The organism is Streptomyces sp. WZ.A104 (genome assembly GCF_002382885.1).
Lineage (GTDB): Bacteria > Actinomycetota > Actinomycetes > Streptomycetales > Streptomycetaceae > Streptomyces.
This window is the reverse complement of sequence record NZ_NWVL01000024.1, coordinates 1-16,329: the sequence shown is the minus strand read 5'-3', so window position 1 is coordinate 16,329 and position 16,329 is coordinate 1. Positions and strand designations below refer to the sequence as shown.

The following is a 16,329-nucleotide window of genomic DNA, read 5'->3' as shown; positions in this document are numbered from 1 at the left end:
ACCTCGGGGGTTGGCGGTCACTTCGGCCGGGGGCCCGGTTCGGGTCGGCGGTGCCGCCAGGGGTGCAGCAGGGCGGCGAGGATCTCGCCGGTACCGGGGAAGGCCGTGGGGTCGTGAAGACCGACGGCGGCGGGTTCGCGGCCGGCATGCCAGGTGAAGCTGCCGAAGAGGTGGTCCCAGCACGACAGGTCGGAGCCGTAGTGGCCGGCTTCGGACAGATCGGTGCTGTGGTGCAGTCGGTGCTGCTCGGGGCTGGCCAGCAGATGGTTGAGCGGTCCGATGCGGACCTCGATATTGGCGTGGACGAAGTAGCCCTGTGCGGCGACGAAGAGCCCGACCACCAGCACCGCGGGGCGGGAGAACCCGACGAGGGCCAGGGTCAGCTGGACGAGGCTCTGGGCCAGGACGATGTCCAGCACGTGGTTGACGCCGTTGTTGGCGACATTGACCTTCTCCGGCACGTGATGCACCCCGTGCAGCCGCCAGAGCAGTGCGCTGCGGTGGCCCAGCCGGTGCACCGCGTAGCTGACGAGCGATCCGGCCAGGAGCGCGCCCGGGATCTCGACCCAGAGGTGACGGGCCGGCTCCTCCGGCGCGATCAGGCCGACGGCCAGCGCCACCAGCAGTTGTGCCAGACCGCTTCCGGCCATGGTGAGCAGGAAGTAGATGCCGTACCAGCGCCATTCGTCCTTTACTGGGTGCCAGTTCCGGTCATAGGGAATCAGCCGCTCCAGGAGGGCCAGATAGGCGATGACCCCGATCAGGAAAAGCGAACCGACCCACGCGGGGTCCCATTTCAGCCACAATGCGGCCGCACTCACGGACACGACCGAGAGGAGGAGAATCGGGTAGGCGACAGCGCGAAGGAACCGCGTAGGTGAATTGCCGACCATCCCCTTCCGTCCGACCGAGAAGTCGGCCGAACAGATTTCGCCATCGGCGGAGCGTTCGCGCTCGTCCATCCGTGACCCTCCACAAGTGACAGTGCCGGGGGAGAGAGACTCATCGCATCACATCGGCGCAGGCCAGAGCAGCCTGACGAGAACAGGAACCCCGGGTGGCGACCATGGCCCCCGCGCTGGCGACTTCCAGACACCCGGCCTCGATCAGATTCGGCCGCGGCGTGAACTGATGCCCCCGATCCCATCAGCCCAGATCATCTATTTCCCGTTCCCGCGACTTTAATCACGACCGGCTCGCAGAAATTGTGCGGCACCTTTATCCGCGGCGAGAATGCGGGAAGGATCGCACAACCGAGGCGAGTGCATTTGTGCGAGCAATTCCTTCATAGGATCATCGCCACACCGAAAGACGGCGTATTCCGGTACGCCGGTACCCGATGCCCCACGCTCTGGCGTGCGTTCGGGTGGGGAGCGGTGCGCCCGCGCAGAAGCCGCACCCGAAAGCGCCCTCGGGCGGCCCCACTCCTTCCATCCGGGGGCACCCCCTGCGATGATCACGGCGGACCCGGCAGCGGAATCCGACAGCGAAACCGGTAGCGAAGCCCGGCAGTGCAACCCGGCAGCACCTCAGCGAAACGAGGAGTCTCCTTGTCGTACGACGTCGGCGCGGTGCGCGCACAGTTCCCCGCCCTGCGGTCCGGTACGGCGCACTTCGACGGACCGGGCGGCACCCAGACCCCCGCCTCCGTCATCGCCGCGATCGGCGAGGCCATGAGCCGCCCCCTGTCGATCCGGGGCGGGGCCCTGCCCGGGGAGGTGAACGCGGAGGAGATCGTCCTCGGGTTCCGGCAGGCGATGGCGGATCTGCTGGGCGCGGACCCGGGCGGGGTCGTGTTCGGCCGCAGTGCCACCCAGCTGACCTACGACTTCTCGCGCACCCTGGCCGGGTCCTGGAACCCGGGGGACGAGGTGGTGGTCAGCCGGCTGGATCACGATGCCAACATCCGCCCGTGGGTGCGGGCGGCCGAGCGGGCGGGGGCGGTGGTGCGGTGGGCCGATTTCGACCCGGCGACCGGCGAGCTGTCCCCGGAGGCCGTCGGCGCGCAGATCACCGAGCGCACCCGGCTGGTCGCGGTGACCGGCGCGTCCAACCTCATCGGCACCCGGCCCGACATCCCGGCCATCGCCGGACTCGTCCACCGGGCCGGCGCGCTGCTGTACGTGGACGGGGTCCATCTCACCGCGCACCACACGGTCGATGTGGAGCGGCTGGGCGCGGACTTCTTCGTCTGCTCCCCGTACAAGTTCTTCGGCCCCCATCACGGGGTGCTCGCCGCCCGGCCCGAACTGCTCGACACCCTGCGCCCGGACAAGCCGGCGCCGTCCACCGACGCCGTACCGGAGCGCTTCGAACTCGGCACTCTGCCCTACGAGTCGATGGCGGGCACCCGGGCGGCGGTGGACTTCCTCGCGAGCCTGGGCGCCGACGCCGGTGCCGGTGTCGGCCGTCGCGAACGGCTGCGGTCGGCCTATGCGGCGATCGGCGCCCACGAGACGGCTCTGCGGATGAGCATCGAGAAGGCCGTGCGCGAACTGGACGGGGTGACCGTGCACTCCCGGGCCGTGGACCGCACCCCCACCCTGCTGCTCACCTTCGAGGGCCGGGACGCGGCGGACGCCTACCGCACCCTCGCCCGTTCCGGCGTGCACGCACCCGCCGGATCCTTCTACGCCCTGGAGGCCTCGCGCCACCTGGGGCTCGGTGACAGCGGCGGCCTGCGCGTCGGGCTGTGCGCGTACAACGACACGGACGATGTGGAACGACTTCTGACGGGGCTGTCGGACTTCCTGCGGTGACGGCGGGCGCGTACGGCAGATACGACGGCCACGGTCACCGCGCGACGAGCGTGGCCAGTACGTCCACCGCGTCGGCCAGCCTGGCCGGGCAGCGCACCTCCGGCGGGAGCTCCCCGGTCCAGCCTGGCCCGGCCACCAGGACGACGGGCCGCCTGCGCGCTCCCCGTACGCCCCACTCGATCGCCCCCACCCGGGCCACGAGCGAGCGGCTGGCCGTGCTGCGGGACTGCGCCCAGAGCACCACCGCCACGGGGCCGGTGCGCCGTACCGCCTCTTCCAGCGCCCCCGCGGGCAGGGAGGCGCCGAACATGCGAACCGGCAGGGCCTGTCGGGCGAGGGTGGCGGCGAGCGCCTCCAGGGCCAGCGTATGGGTCTCGCCGGGCAGGCAGGCCAGCAGGGAGACGTCCGCGCCGGGGGCGGGGGGCCGCGCCGCCGCGAACGCGCGCAGCGCGCCGGAGACATGCCATGACAGCAGGTGCTCGACTTCGATGTACCGCTCCCCCTCTGTCTCCCACTTGCGGCCCACCGCGTGCAGCACCGGCATCATCACCTCGTCCCACGCGGCCGGCAGTCCGTAGCGGTCCAGCACCGCCGTGAGCAGCTCGTCCATGGCCGGCGCGTCCAGCCGTACCGCCGCCCGGGCCAGCCCGCGGCACTCCCGGCGGGCCCTGCCGAGCGCAAGCGGCCCGGAAGCCCTGGAGGCGCGCCCGGACGGTGGCACGGGCGCGTCGCGGGACGTGCCGGCCAGGACGGTGCGGGCGGCCTCGGCCGGTGGCAGGCCCGCGCTCGTCAGACGGCACATGTTCCGCAGAGCGGCGATGTCCGCCCCGGTCCAGCGCCGGTGCCTGCCGTCCTCCCGCGCAGCCGGGCCGATGCCGTAGCGACGGTCCCACGAGCGCAGTGTGGTCGGCGCGACGCCCAGGAGACGGGCCACCGCGCCGGTGGTCAGACCCCCGTCGGCCGGGACTTCCGGCGCCGACTCGCGCGCCGGGTCCGTCACGGGGCTCATCACTGGGTCCATAAATCCACCATACGACGCAAAAGCGACGCATGTTGCCCGGTGCCGCGCCGCGCTGTTCGCTGAGGACTGCGCTGCTGAGGACGACCGGCCGAGAGCAGCAGGAGTGGAACAGGAGTGAAAGGAGACGGCCATGAAACTGAGTGACGAACTCCCCGTCGATCACCGGCTGGCGACCGTGTACCGGATCGGTGCGGGCCTCTGCGGCACCATCCTGCTCGCCTTCGGCATCCTCGGCTTCGCGCAGCGGCTGAGCTTCTTCGACACCAGTGGCGACCGCATCGCCGGACTGTCGACCAACGGACTGCTGAGCCTGATCTCGGTGGTCGTCGGCGTGCTGCTGATCGCGGGGGCCGCGGTGGGCGGCAACGCCGCGTCCACGCTGAACATGACGATCGGCTCGCTCTTCCTGCTGAGCGGCTTCGCGCACCTCTTCATCCTGGACCGGTCCGCGAACATCCTGGACTTCGGCATGCCGAATGTGGTCTTCAGTTTCGTCATGGGGCTGCTCATCCTCACGTTCGGGATGTACGGGAGGGTGACCGGCGGCCTGCCGCACGACAACCCGTACTGGCGTCACCGCCACCCGGAGCAGGCGGACCGCGAGGCCGAGGCCGCCGCCCGCAGGAGCGCGGCGGCGCGCGGACCTCTCGGCCGGTGAAGGCGTCGGGCGGTGCGAGCCCCGGGCCGTGCGAGTTCAGACCTTGCGACAGGGGGCGTTCGCCCAGGAGAAGGATCGACGCAGAAACGACGCGACGGGCGAAGCGAACCGTTGCGCGGCAGCGTGGTGGTGACGGAGAAGACCACCCCCACTCGCCGGAGGAGACATCATGACGATCAACCGTCTGCAGCGCACTGCGGCGGCCGCCGCGGCACTCGCTTTTCCCGCCTCTCTGGCGTTCTTCGCTCCGCAGGCCCAGGCCGCGGCTCCCGCCGAGCCGTACGGACCCGCCTGCTCCTCCGTGCCCGCCGAGGGCGCGGGCAGCCTGGAGGGCATGGCGAAGGACCCGGTCGCAACCGCCGCGTCCAACAACCCCGAACTCTCCACCCTCGTCAGCGCGGTGGAGAAGGCAGGCCTGGTCGACACCCTCAACAACGCGAAGGACATCACGGTGTTCGCGCCGACCAACGCCGCCTTCGACAAGATCCCGCAGGCGGATCTGGAGGCGCTCCTCAACGACAAGGCCGAGCTCACCAAGGTGCTGACGTACCACGTGGTGGGCGAGAAGATCACGACCCAGCAGATGGAGGACGGCACCTTCGAGACACTGGAGGGGAGCGACCTCACCACGAAGGGCTCCGGCACCGAGTTCACGGTGAACGACGCCTCGAAGATCGTCTGCGGTGACGTGCCGACGGCCAACGCCACGGTCAACCTGGTCGACACGGTGCTCATGCCGCCGTCGTCGTGACGGCCTGGGCGCCGCCGACCGCCCACGGCGGATCCCTCGCCGGCCCCGCGCCCGCATCGCGTGACGGTTCGCGTGCCGGATCACGTGCCGGTCCGGGCACGGCCGCTGGGCCGGGGTTCTATACGCTGAGGGCGTGACCAGCGCCGACGACCGACCGACCCGGAGTGGCGCCTCGGAATCCGAGGCGCCGCTCGCGGACCTCCAAGCGTTCGCGGTCGAGCTGCGCCGGATGAACGGCGAGATCAACCGGATGACCCACGGTTTCGCGGCGAGCCAGCAGCTGCACCCCACGGACGTGAGCGCGCTCGCCGCCATCCTCGACGCCCCGTCGCCCCTGACGCCGGGGGCGCTGCGCGAGCATCTGGGCCTTACCTCCGGCGCGGTGACGGCATGTCTGGACCGGCTGGAACGGGCCGGGCACGTCCGGCGGGCCCGGGAGAGCGCCGACCGCCGGGTGGTGCACGTGTACTACGAGGCGAGCGCCCGGACGGCCGCCCGCGACTACTTCATGCCGCTCGCCGAGGCCACGGCACGGGCCAGGGCCCGCTTCAGCGAGGCGGAGCTGACGACCGTCCTGCGCTTCCTCGCCGCCATGAACGAGGAGCTGGCCGAGGTCCCACCGGCGCGTCGCTGAGATCTTCACCCCCCTTGCGGTTGTCTTCGCGAGCACTCGCGTAACGTATTTCAACGATTGAGATTGTTCATCGATGAGATACCTCCACCCCCGGGAGAGGCATGTCCACCCCTGCACGGTCGGTCCGCCGGCTGATCCCCGTCGTTCTGCTGATCGCCTGGCTCTGCATCGGCGGCGGGCTCGGCCCGTACGCCGGGAAGCTCGGCGAGGTCGCCACCAACGACCAGGCGGCCTTTCTGCCGCAGAACGCCGAGTCCACCCAAGTCATCGATGCCCAGAAGGCGTTCCAGCAGAACGAGACCCTGCCGGCCATCCTCGTCTGGACCTCCGCGGAGAAGGACGCCCCGGTGGACGACGGGCAGCGGGAGGCCGCCACCGGCGCCCTCGCCTCGCTCGCCGGAAGCGAGGGCGTCGTCGGAACCCCCTCCCCCGCGCTGCCCTCCGAGGACGGCCTCGCGCTCCAGGGCATCGTGCAGCTGAGCCCCGGCCTCGGGGACGAGCTGCCGACCGTACTGGAGAGGATCGAGGAGGCGGGCGCGTCCGTGTCCGGTACGACGGTCCGGCTGGCAGGTCCGGCCGCGAGCCAGGCCGACCTTTCCGACGCCTTCGCGGGCATCGACGGGCTGCTGCTCGGGGTCGCCCTGACCACGGTGCTCGTCATCCTGCTGCTGGTCTACCGCAGTGTGCTGCTGCCCTTCGTCATCATCATCGGCGCGGTGTTCGCCCTCGCCCTGTCCTGCGCGATCGTCTACTTCCTCGCCGACCACGACATCGTGCGCGTGGACGGTCAGGTGCAGGGCATTCTGTCGATCCTGGTGATCGGCGCGGCGACGGACTACGCGCTGCTGCTCACCGCCCGGTTCCGGGAGGAACTCGCCGTACACGAAGACCGGTTCACCGCGATGCGTATCGCGCTGCGCGAGTCCTTCGGCCCGATCACGGCGAGCGCCGCGACGGTGGCGGCCGGTCTGCTCGCGCTGCTGCTCAGCGACCTCACCAACAACCGGGCCCTCGGTCCCGTGGGCGCGATCGGCATCGTCTGCTCGGTCCTGAGCGCTCTCACCTTCCTGCCCGCCGTCCTGGTGCTGCTGGGCCGGGCCGCCTACTGGCCGGCGAAGCCCAGGCCCGCCGACGACAAGGCGTCCGGCGGCCACGGCATCTGGCGCAAGGTCGCGGCCCTCGTCGACCGTGCGCCCCGCAAGGTCTGGGCGATCACCCTGGCGGCCCTGATCGCCTGTGCCGCCTTCGCCCCCACACTCACCTCCAAGGGCGTCCCCCTGGACGAGATCTTCGTCAACGACGCCCCGTCCGTGACCGCCCAGGAGACGCTGAGCGAGCACTTCCCCGGCGGCTCGGGCAATCCGGTGGTGATCGTCGCGGCGGCCGACCGGCTGACCGAGGTGACCGAGGCCGCCACCCGTACCGACGGGGTGGCCTCGGTCGCGCCGGTGAGTGCGAGCGGACGGCCGGGCGGCGAACCCCTCGTCGTCGACGGCAGGGTCCGCATCGACGCGACCCTGAAGGACGCGGCCGACAGCGACAACGCCAAGGAGACGGTGGCCGCGCTGCGCACCGAAGTCCACGCGGTACCCGGATCGGACGCCCTGGTCGGCGGCTACACCGCTCAGCAGTACGACACACAGCGCACGGCGGAGAACGACCGCATGCTGATCGTGCCGGTGGTGCTGGCGATCATCCTGGTGATCCTGGTCTTCCTGCTGCGGTCACTGCTCATGCCGGTGCTGCTCGTGGCGACGGTGGCGCTGAACTTCCTGGCCACGCTCGGCATCTCCTCGTTGGTCTTCACCCATGTGTTCGGCTTCAGCGGCACGGATTCATCGGTGCCGCTGTACGGATTCGTGTTCCTGGTCGCCCTGGGTGTCGACTACAACATCTTCCTGATGTCCCGGGTCCGGGAGGAGTCGCTGCGGCACGGCACCAGAGAGGGCATCCTGCGCGGGCTGACCACGACCGGCGGGGTCATCACGTCGGCGGGCGTCGTCCTGGCGGCCACCTTCGCCGCACTCGGTGTGATCCCGCTGGCGTTCCTGCTCCAGATCGCGTTCATCGTGGCCTTCGGCGTCCTGCTGGACACCCTGGTCGTACGCTCGCTCCTCGTCCCGGCGCTGGTGCGGGACATCGGCCCGAAGGCGTGGTGGCCGGGGGCGCTGAGCCGCGAGACGTCCTAGGGTCGACGCCGCGCGTCCCCCGGAGCCCGGCCCGGGTCCCGGTAGGCGGCCGGGGCCCAGATCACGAAGAGGTCCAGGGCGATCACGATCACCGACCGGCCGGGCGCGTACGCCAGAAGGAAGAAGTGCGCGAAGCGGAGCCGGGAGGCGTAGATCCGGAAGGCGTCGCGGAGCCGGGAGGCGTCGTGGAGCCAGGAGGCGTCGTGGAGCCGGAAGGCCGGGCGGGGTCCGTGCTCATCAGGACTCCTCCTGAGTCCGGCCGGACTGCCCCTTCGCGCGCTTGCCGACCACCACGGCGGCGGCGGCCGCACTGCCCGCGAAGGCCAGTGCGACCATCCAGGGACGGTCGAAGACGTGACAGGTGGCGTGGTCCACCGAGTAGCGTCCGGGGCCGGTCAGGCCGATGGCCGCGGCGGTGAAGCCGAGGAACGCCGGGTATTCGTAGCCGCCGCCCTGCGCGAAGAAGCCCGCCGGGGCGTGCACGGCGACCGCACCGGCCATGGCTCCGGCGGCCGCGGCGCCCGCCGCCGGGGTGGCGAGCCCCAGCGCCAGCAGTGCGCCGCCGCCCGCCTCCCCGAGACCGGCGGCCACAGCGCTGTGCTTGGGCGGGTGGAACCCCATCGCCTCCATCGCGGCCGTGGTGCCCTGGATTCCTCCGCCGCCGAACCATCCGGCCAGCTTCTGGCTGCCGTGGGCGGCGAGCACCGCGCCGGTGCCGACGCGCAGGGCGAGCAGACCGAGATCACGCCGGTTTACGCGGACCATGGGGACTCCCGGGGTGAGGGGCTTGCGGTACGGCTCCCACTCTCGCCGGACGGGGGCGGGCGGGCCCGGCCGACTACGCCGTACGGGACACGGACCGGTCACCCCAAGGCCCCGGTGCGACGCAGATCATTGTGCAACTTGTTGCATAAGGGTCTCGCGGTGGTCTACAACTGACGCGACGACCCCGTGTGGAGGAGACCCCGGATGAGCCTGTACCCGAATCTGCTGAGCCCGCTGGACCTCGGGTTCACCACGCTCCCCAACCGGGTGCTCATGGGCTCGATGCACATCGGCCTTGAGGAGGCCGAACGCGGCTTCGAGCGGATGGCGGCCTTCTACGCCGAGCGCGCCCGGGGCGGCGTCGGCCTCATGGTCACCGGTGGCATCGCCCCCAGCGAGCGGGCCTGCTCCTTCCCCGGCGGGGCGAAGATGACGACCGAGGCGGAGGCGGAGCAGCACCGGGAGATCACCTCGGCGGTGCACGCGGCGGGCGGCCGGATCGCGATGCAGATCCTGCACTTCGGGCGGTACGCCCACCACCCCGACCTGGTCGCCCCGAGCGCCCTCAAGGCCCCGATCAGCGGGTTCACCCCGAACGCCCTGACCGACGACCAGGTCGAGGAGACCATCGAGGAGTTCGTCAGGGCGGCGGAGCTGGCGCGGCGCGCCGGATACGACGGCGTCGAGATCATGGGCTCCGAGGGCTATCTGATCAACGAGTTCATCGTCTCCGCGACCAACCACCGCACCGACCGCTGGGGCGGCTCGTACGAGAACCGCATCCGGTTCCCCGTGGAGATCGTGCGCCGGGTCCGCGAGCGGGTCGGCAGCGACTTCATCCTCATCTACCGGCTCTCGATGCTGGACCTGGTGCCGGGCGGTTCGACGCTGGAGGAGGTCGTGACGCTCGCCAGGGAGATCGAGGCGGCGGGCGCGACGATCATCAACACCGGCATCGGCTGGCACGAGGCGCGCATCCCCACCATCGCCACCTCCGTGCCGCGCGGTGCGTTCAGCTGGGTGACCGAGAAGGTGCGCGGCGCGGTCTCCGTACCGCTGGTGACGAGCAACCGCATCAACACCCCCGAGGTCGCCGAGGAGATCCTCGCCTCCGGCCGGGCGGACATGGTCTCCATGGCCCGGCCCTTCCTCGCGGACCCGGAGTTCGTCGCCAAGGCTGCGGCGGGCCGGGCGGACGCGATCAACACCTGCATCGGGTGCAACCAGGCGTGCCTGGACCACATCTTCAGCCTCCAGATCACCTCCTGCCTGGTCAATCCGCGTGCCTGCCACGAGACCGAGCTGGTCCTGAGCCCGACCCGGACCCGCAAGCGCGTCGCTGTCGTCGGCGCCGGTCCGGCGGGCCTCGCGTGCTCGGTGACCGCGGCCGAGCGGGGCCACGCGGTCACACTGTTCGACACCGCCGACGAGATCGGCGGCCAGCTGAACGTGGCCCGCCGGGTGCCGGGCAAGGAGGAGTTCGACGAGACGCTGCGCTACTTCCGTACGCGACTGGCCGAGCTGGACGTCGAGGTGCGCCTGTCCACCCGGGCGGACACCGGAACGCTGGACGGCTTCGACGAGATCGTGCTCGCCACCGGCGTCGAGCCCCGTACCCCCGCGATCCCCGGAACGGACCACCCGAGTGTGGTCAGCTATCTGGACGTGCTGCGCGACGGGGCGCCGGTCGGTGACCGGGTCGCGATCGTGGGCGCGGGCGGCATCGGCTTCGACGTCGCGGAGTTCCTCACCGACGGCGGCGAGGCTGCGAGCCTGGACGCCGACACGTTCTTCCGGCAGTGGGGCGTGGACACGGCCTACGCGGAGCGCGGGGGCCTGCGCGCCCCCGAGCGCCCCAAGCCGCCGCGCACCGTCCACCTGATCCAGCGCAAGACCACCAAGGTCGGCGCGGGGCTCGGCAAGACGACGGGCTGGATCCACCGCACCGAACTGCGCCACCGGGGCGTCGAGATGATCGCGGGCGCCTCCTACGACCTGATCGACGACGAGGGCCTCCACCTCACCGTCGACGGCGAGCGGCGGGTGCTGCCCGTGGACACGGTCGTGCTCTGCGCGGGCCAGGAACCGCGCCGGGAGCTGTACGAGGAACTGCGCGCGGCGGGCGGCCAGGTCCATCTGATCGGCGGCGCGGACGTGGCGGCCGAGCTGGACGCGAAGCGGGCGATCCGCCAGGGCACCGAGCTGGCCGCGGCACTGTGAGCGCGCGTCCTGCCGGAAGCCGCGTACCTCCGTGACCCCTCGTCCTGCCGGGAGCCCAGCACCTCTGTGAGCCCCGTACTTAGGATGCACGTCATGTCACTGCCGCACGCGATTCTCACCGCCCTGCTGGAGAAGCCTTCCTCAGGTCTGGAGCTGACCCGCAGGTTCGACCGGTCGTTCGGCTACTTCTGGTCCTCGACCCATCAGCAGATCTATCGCGAGCTGGGGAAACTGGAGCAGGCCGGGCGGATCAGGGCGCTGCCGTCGGCGGTGCCGGCCCGGGGGCAGAAGAAGGAGTACGAGGTACTGCCCGCGGGCCGCGAGGAACTGGCGGCCTGGGTGGCGCTGCCCGAGGACCCGCGCCCGGTCCGTGATCCGCTGCTGCTGCGGATGCGGGCGGCGGCGGTCGTCGGGACGAACGGGATGGGCGCGGAGCTGCGCCGCCATCTCGCGCTCCACGAGCGGCAGTTGGCGGAGTACCGGGAGATCGAGGAGCGGGACTTCACCCCCTCGCCGACCACGGACGAGAGCCGGCTGCGGTATCTGGTGCTGCGGGGCGGCATCGACCTGGAGACGTTCTGGATCGGCTGGCTCACCCGGGCCATCGCGGACCTGGACGGCTGACCGTCCCGCCCGTCACGGGTGGGGTCCGCCGCCCGCCTGTACGGCCACGGGTTCCGCGACGACCACGGGGCGGGGGCTGCCGATGACCACCCGCGAAGGGACCGGCCCTTCCGGGGAAGGCCCATCGGCCGCGCGCTCCGGCTCCGTGCCGCGCACCTGGGCCAGGCTGTCCGTGACGCGCACCTCGGCCACGCTGTCCGTGGCGCGCGCCTGGGCCCGGCTCAGGAGGATCACGCCGCGTACGGCCGCGGCCGTACCGAGCAGCGCCAGGACCAGGCTGACCGGGCCACCCTGGAGCCGTTCGCCGAGCAGGGCCAGGCCGATCGCGGCGGCGGCGACCGGGTTGGCGAGGGTGACGACGGCGAGCGGGGCGCCGAGCCCGCCCCGGTAGGCGGTCTGGGACAGCAGCAGACCGCCCATCGCGAAGGCCGAGACGAGCAGCGCCACGGTCAGCAGCCGCCAGCTGAACAGCGGGCCGCCGGAGTGGTCGGTGACGGCGACCGTGAGGGTCTGGGTGAGGGCGGAGGCGACGCCCGAGGTGATCCCGGAGGCCGCCGCGTGCCGCAGGCCCGGGCGGGCTCCCGGGCGGCTGAGCCCGGCGACGACCGCCATGGTGGCCGCTCCCACGCCGAGGGCCTCGGGCAGGGTGAGGGTGTCGTGCGGGGCGGAGCCGCCCGCGGTCAGGAGCAGCGCGCCGAGGCCGAGCAGGGTGAGGACCGTGCCCTGCCACTCGATGCGGCCGACCCTGCGTCCGGCGGCGCGCGCGCCGAGCGGGACGGCGACGACGAGCGTGAGCGCGCCGAGCGGCTGGACCAGGGTGAGCGGCCCGTAGTTGAGTGCGGCGACATGCAGCAGCGCGCCCGCCGCGTTGAGGCCGACCGCCGACCACCACGCGCCCCGGCCCAGCAGCCGCAGGACTCCGGCGGAGGGTTCGGTGCGTCCGGCGAGCCGGGACTGCGCCACGGCGGCGGCCGCGTAGGCACCGGCGGAGACGAGGGACAGGGCGACGGCGATCAGGGTGCCACTCATCGGGCGGCCCCGGTCGGCGCGGGCTCAGGGACGGGCTGGGGGGTGGGCTCAGGGACGAGCTCGGGACCGGGGATGCGCACCGGGGCAGCCTCCGCGGCGGGTGGTGCGTCGGGCGCCCCGGCGGAGCTCCCGAGGGCCGGCGGCGCATCGGCACCTCCACCGGACACCACCGGTCCACCCGACACCGTGCCCCCACCGGACACCACAGCCCCACCCGGCACCGGCAGCCGGAAAACGGCGAACGCGACGGCGAGCAGCGCGACGGCCACGATCGCGTCGAGCCAGTAGTGGTTCGCGGTGCCCACCACGACGAGCAGCGTCAGCGCGGGGTGCAGCAACCACAGCCCGCGCCACCGGGAGCGGGTCGCGGCGATCAGCCCGACGGCGACCATGACCGCCCAGCCCACGTGCAGCGAGGGCATCGCGGCGAACTGGTTCGCCATCGAGTCGGTCGCGGGCGTCTGCCCGTACACCGTCGGGCCGTAGACCTGCCCCGTGTCGACCATTCCGGCGGCCGGGAACATCCGGGGCGGAGCCAGCGGGAACAGCAGGTGCAGCACGAGCGCGGCGGCGGTGAGCGCGGCGAGGACGCGGCGTGACCAGAGGTAGTGGCGGGGGCGGCGCCAGTAGAGCCAGACCAGGAAGAGGGCTGTGGCCGGGAAGTGCACGGCGGCGTAGTACGTGTTCGCCGCGTGGATCAGGGTCTGGCTGTGCAGCAGCAGGTCCTGGACGGCGCCCTCGCCGGGCAGGCGCAGGGTCCGTTCAAGGTCCCAGACGTTCCCCGCGTTGCGGAACGCTTCCTCGACATGGCCGTTGGCCGCCCGGCGGCCGAGTTTGTAGGCCAGGAAGAGTCCGGCCACGAGAAGGAACTCGCGGACGAGGGGCGGTCGGGCACGTATGTCCGGCTCCTGGTCCGTGGGCTCGGTGCGGGCGTGCGTCACCCGGTGCCCCCTTGGATGCGAAGCGGTGTCAGGACGGCATGGTCCAGTCCATGCCGAATCGATACGCCAGTGTACCGATACGTTGGCGTATCGGTACACCCGCGTATCGGTACACTGGCGTATCGAGAACCTCGCCGCACCGCCGCAGGAGGTACAGCCCATGCCCTCGCCCGATTCCGCACCGGAGTCAGCCCTCACCTCCCGCCGGTCGAAGATCACACCGGAGCGGGCGCAGGAGCTGTACGAAGCGGTGCTGGACCTGTTGCGGGAGAGCGGTTACGAGTCGCTGACCATGGAGGGGGTCGCCGCCCGAACCCGGTGCGGGAAGTCGACGCTCTACCGGCAGTGGGGGTCCAAGCCGGAGCTGGTCGTCGCCGCACTGCACGGCACCCGGCGGATGCGGCTGCCCCACATCGACACCGGGACGCTGGCCGGGGACCTGCTGGAGGCCGCACAGGCGATCGGGAAGGCCTCGGAGGGCGACACTCCGCTGATGCACGCCCTCAGCCATGCCGCACTCCAGAGCCCGGAGCTGCTGTCCGCGCTGCGCGAGGCGCTGATCGTGCCGGAGGTCGCGGCCATCGACGCGATGGTCCGGCGGGGCCAGGATCGCGGAGAGATCCCCGCGGACCTGCCGGCCGCCGCGTTCGTACCGGCCCAGCTGCTCGGCGTGCTGCGCGCCCGGCCGCTACTGGAGGGGCGCTACGCCGACGCGGCGTATCTGACCCGGTTCGTGGAGAGCGCGATCTTCCCGAGCCTCGGACTCACGGCACGGGTGCCGGAGTCCTGACAGACGTGGACCGCCCGTCCCAGCGGATGGGGGCCGGTCCACCAGGCGCCGCACCGTGGGGACGGGGGCGGCGCACCGCCCGTGCGGCCGGTGACCTCTGCGGAGGCCACCGGCCGCACGTGCTTTCCCGGCACACCCGCCTCCCGACACATCTATTGATTCTAACAAGCGCTTGGTAGATTACGGCGAGCCCTCTGCCCGGAAGGCGAACCACGGAGGCGACCCATGGACCAGTCCCGGCGCATCGACTTCACCGGGCGCGCGGTGCTCGTGACCGGCGGCACCAAAGGACTCGGGGCCGCGATCGCGCGGGCCTTTCTGGCGAGCGGCGCGAACGTCCTGGTGTGCGGGCGCACCGACCCCGCCGCCCTGCCGTCGACGGGCGGGCGCGAGGCGGCGTTCCGGGCGGCGGACGTACGCGACCCGGGGGCGGCCGCGGACCTGGTCGCCGCGGCGGCCGGGCGGTTCGGGCGGCTCGACGTCCTCGTGAACAACGCGGGCGGCTCCCCCGACGCCGACGCGGCGACCGTCTCCCCGCGCTTCGTCGAGAAGGTGGTCGCCCTCAATCTCCTCGCCCCGTTCTACGTGGCCCAGGCGGCGAACCTGGCGATGCGGGAGCAGACGACCGGCGGCAGCGTGATCAACATCGGCAGCGTCTCCGCCCACGATCCGCAGCCGGGCACGGCGGCCTACTCCGCGGCCAAGGCGGGCCTGCTGGGGCTCTCCCGGGCCCTGGCCCTGGAGTGGGCGCCGAAGGTCCGGGTCAACCACATCACCGCGGGCCTCATCCGCACCGAGAACGCCGCCGCACTGTACGGCGAGGACGGCGGAGAGTCGGTCGCCGGGACGATCCCGATGCGGCGGCTGGCGGAGCCGGAGGACGTGGCCCGCGCCTGCCTGTGGCTGGCGTGCGACCTCTCCTCGTACGTCAACGGCGCCGATCTCGCGGTGCACGGCGGCGGCGGAATCCCGGCGAGACACCTGGCGAGCCGGACCGATCACCCCTTTTCGTCCTCTTGACGATATGGGGGCGGACCCCTTATCGTCGCATTGACGAAACAAAGGGGGGCCTCATGGCCGACATCACCCGCCGCTTCGGCTGGCGTCATCTGCGCTCCGCGCCCACCGCCCACATCCGCCACCACAAGCGCGGCCGCCTCGCCCACGACGGCCGGGGGCTCAGCTTCTGGTACCGCTCACTGTCGGCGGCGCTCTCCGAAGTCCCGGTGGACGACAGGGAGCTGGCCATGGCGTTCCACGCCCGTACGGCCGACTTCCAGGACGTCACCGTACAGGCCACCGTCACCTATCGGATCAGCGATCCGGCCGAGGCCGCGGACCGGCTCGACTTCTCCGTGGACCCGGACACCGGGAGCTGGCGCGGGACGCCACTGGAGCAGATCGCCACCCTGCTGACGGAGACCGCGCAGCAGCACACGCTGGACGTGCTGGCCCGGACCCCGCTGGCCGCCGCCCTGGTGGACGGCGTCGCCTCCGTACGCGAACGGGTCGCCACGGGTCTCGCCGCCGAGCCCCGGCTCCCGGCAACCGGCATCGACGTGGTGGCCGTGCGCGTCGTCGCGATCCGCCCCGAGGCCGAGGTCGAGCGCGCCCTGCGCACCCCGGCCCGCGAGCAGATCCAGCAGGAGGCGGACCGGGCCACCTACGAGCGGCGGGCCGTAGCCGTGGAGCGCGAGCGCGCCATCGCCGAGAACGAGCTGGCCAGCCAGATCGAACTGGCCCGGCGCGAGGAGCAGTTGGTCGACCAGCGCGGCACCAACGCCCGCCGCGAGGCCGAGGAGAAGGCCGCCGCCGACGGCGTACGGACCGAGGCCGAGGCGGCCCGCACCGTGCGCCTGGCCCGGGCGGAGGCCGAGGCGGCGCGCGAGACGGGCGCGGCCCGCGCCGAGGCCCAGGCCCGCTGGCTGCGGGTGCACGGCGAGGTCGA

General features: G+C 72.1%; 15 protein-coding genes. 10 read left to right on the top strand and 5 right to left on the bottom strand.

The genetic code is table 11. The features are described 5' to 3' along the window. Positions 1 to 17 precede the first annotated feature (17 nt). Positions 18 to 962, bottom strand: coding sequence for a sterol desaturase family protein (locus CIB93_RS15230; RefSeq protein WP_096627362.1), 945 nt, complete (start codon positions 960 to 962; stop codon positions 18 to 20). Positions 963 to 1,550: 588 nt separating this feature from the next. Between CIB93_RS15230 and CIB93_RS15225 the strand changes: the two genes are divergently transcribed. Beyond that, a complete protein-coding gene (locus CIB93_RS15225; RefSeq protein ID WP_096627361.1) occupies positions 1,551 to 2,759 on the top strand; it encodes a cysteine desulfurase-like protein in 1,209 nt (402 codons plus the stop codon). 34 nt (positions 2,760 to 2,793) lie between these two features. Here the strand turns inward: CIB93_RS15225 and CIB93_RS15220 are convergent, their stop codons facing one another. Beyond that, a complete protein-coding gene (locus CIB93_RS15220; RefSeq protein WP_096627360.1) occupies positions 2,794 to 3,780 on the bottom strand; it encodes a MerR family transcriptional regulator in 987 nt (328 codons plus the stop codon). A 130-nt stretch (positions 3,781 to 3,910) separates the two neighbouring features. Between CIB93_RS15220 and CIB93_RS15215 the strand changes: the two genes are divergently transcribed. The 4 genes from CIB93_RS15215 to CIB93_RS15200 all read left to right on the top strand — a co-directional run bounded on the left by CIB93_RS15215 (position 3,911) and on the right by CIB93_RS15200 (position 8,012). Next, the gene (locus tag CIB93_RS15215; protein WP_096627359.1) at positions 3,911 to 4,438 is read left to right on the top strand and encodes a DUF4383 domain-containing protein; all 528 of its coding nucleotides are present in this window, start codon (positions 3,911 to 3,913) and stop codon (positions 4,436 to 4,438) included. A 169-nt stretch (positions 4,439 to 4,607) separates the two neighbouring features. Next, positions 4,608 to 5,189: a fasciclin domain-containing protein gene (locus tag CIB93_RS15210; protein ID WP_096627358.1), complete on the top strand. Its 582-nt coding sequence runs from the start codon at positions 4,608 to 4,610 to the stop codon at positions 5,187 to 5,189. Positions 5,190 to 5,322: 133 nt separating this feature from the next. Beyond that, positions 5,323 to 5,823 carry a MarR family winged helix-turn-helix transcriptional regulator gene (locus tag CIB93_RS15205; RefSeq protein WP_096627357.1) on the top strand — a complete coding sequence of 167 codons (501 nt, stop codon included), beginning with the start codon at positions 5,323 to 5,325 and terminating at the stop codon, positions 5,821 to 5,823. A gap of 101 nt (positions 5,824 to 5,924) precedes the next feature. Continuing rightward, a complete protein-coding gene (locus CIB93_RS15200; RefSeq protein WP_096627356.1) occupies positions 5,925 to 8,012 on the top strand; it encodes an MMPL family transporter in 2,088 nt (695 codons plus the stop codon). Between the two features lie 237 nt (positions 8,013 to 8,249). On the opposite strand, the gene CIB93_RS15190 is transcribed toward CIB93_RS15200, so the two are convergent. After that, positions 8,250 to 8,777 (bottom strand): DoxX family protein, encoded by a 528-nt coding sequence (locus CIB93_RS15190; RefSeq protein WP_096627354.1) that lies wholly within the window; start codon positions 8,775 to 8,777, stop codon positions 8,250 to 8,252. Between the two features lie 204 nt (positions 8,778 to 8,981). Between CIB93_RS15190 and CIB93_RS15185 the strand changes: the two genes are divergently transcribed. Together CIB93_RS15185 and CIB93_RS15180 are read left to right on the top strand one after the other, a co-directional pair. Beyond that, on the top strand, positions 8,982 to 10,997 hold the full coding sequence (locus CIB93_RS15185) for an NADPH-dependent 2,4-dienoyl-CoA reductase (protein WP_096627353.1): 2,016 nt from the start codon (positions 8,982 to 8,984) through the stop codon (positions 10,995 to 10,997). 93 nt (positions 10,998 to 11,090) lie between these two features. Next, on the top strand, positions 11,091 to 11,621 hold the full coding sequence (locus tag CIB93_RS15180) for a PadR family transcriptional regulator (protein ID WP_096627416.1): 531 nt from the start codon (positions 11,091 to 11,093) through the stop codon (positions 11,619 to 11,621). Positions 11,622 to 11,633: 12 nt separating this feature from the next. Here the strand turns inward: CIB93_RS15180 and CIB93_RS15175 are convergent, their stop codons facing one another. Together CIB93_RS15175 and CIB93_RS15170 are read right to left on the bottom strand one after the other, a co-directional pair. Beyond that, on the bottom strand, positions 11,634 to 12,650 hold the full coding sequence (locus CIB93_RS15175; protein WP_096627352.1) for a hypothetical protein: 1,017 nt from the start codon (positions 12,648 to 12,650) through the stop codon (positions 11,634 to 11,636). Beyond that, complete coding sequence (locus CIB93_RS15170) at positions 12,647 to 13,591, bottom strand: phosphatase PAP2 family protein (RefSeq protein WP_257002203.1); 945 nt, start codon at positions 13,589 to 13,591, stop codon at positions 12,647 to 12,649. The genes CIB93_RS15175 and CIB93_RS15170 overlap by 4 nt, the downstream gene beginning before the upstream one ends. Positions 13,592 to 13,751: 160 nt before the next feature. On the opposite strand from CIB93_RS15170, the gene CIB93_RS15165 reads away from it, so the two are divergent. The 3 genes from CIB93_RS15165 to CIB93_RS15155 form a co-directional block, all read left to right on the top strand. Next, positions 13,752 to 14,381, top strand: coding sequence for a TetR/AcrR family transcriptional regulator (locus CIB93_RS15165; protein WP_096627351.1), 630 nt, complete (start codon positions 13,752 to 13,754; stop codon positions 14,379 to 14,381). 225 nt (positions 14,382 to 14,606) lie between these two features. Then, positions 14,607 to 15,401: an SDR family oxidoreductase gene (locus CIB93_RS15160; RefSeq protein ID WP_096627350.1), complete on the top strand. Its 795-nt coding sequence runs from the start codon at positions 14,607 to 14,609 to the stop codon at positions 15,399 to 15,401. Between the two features lie 53 nt (positions 15,402 to 15,454). Beyond that, the coding region (locus CIB93_RS15155) for an SPFH domain-containing protein (RefSeq protein WP_096627349.1) at positions 15,455 to 16,329 on the top strand (875 nt) is incomplete at its 3' end.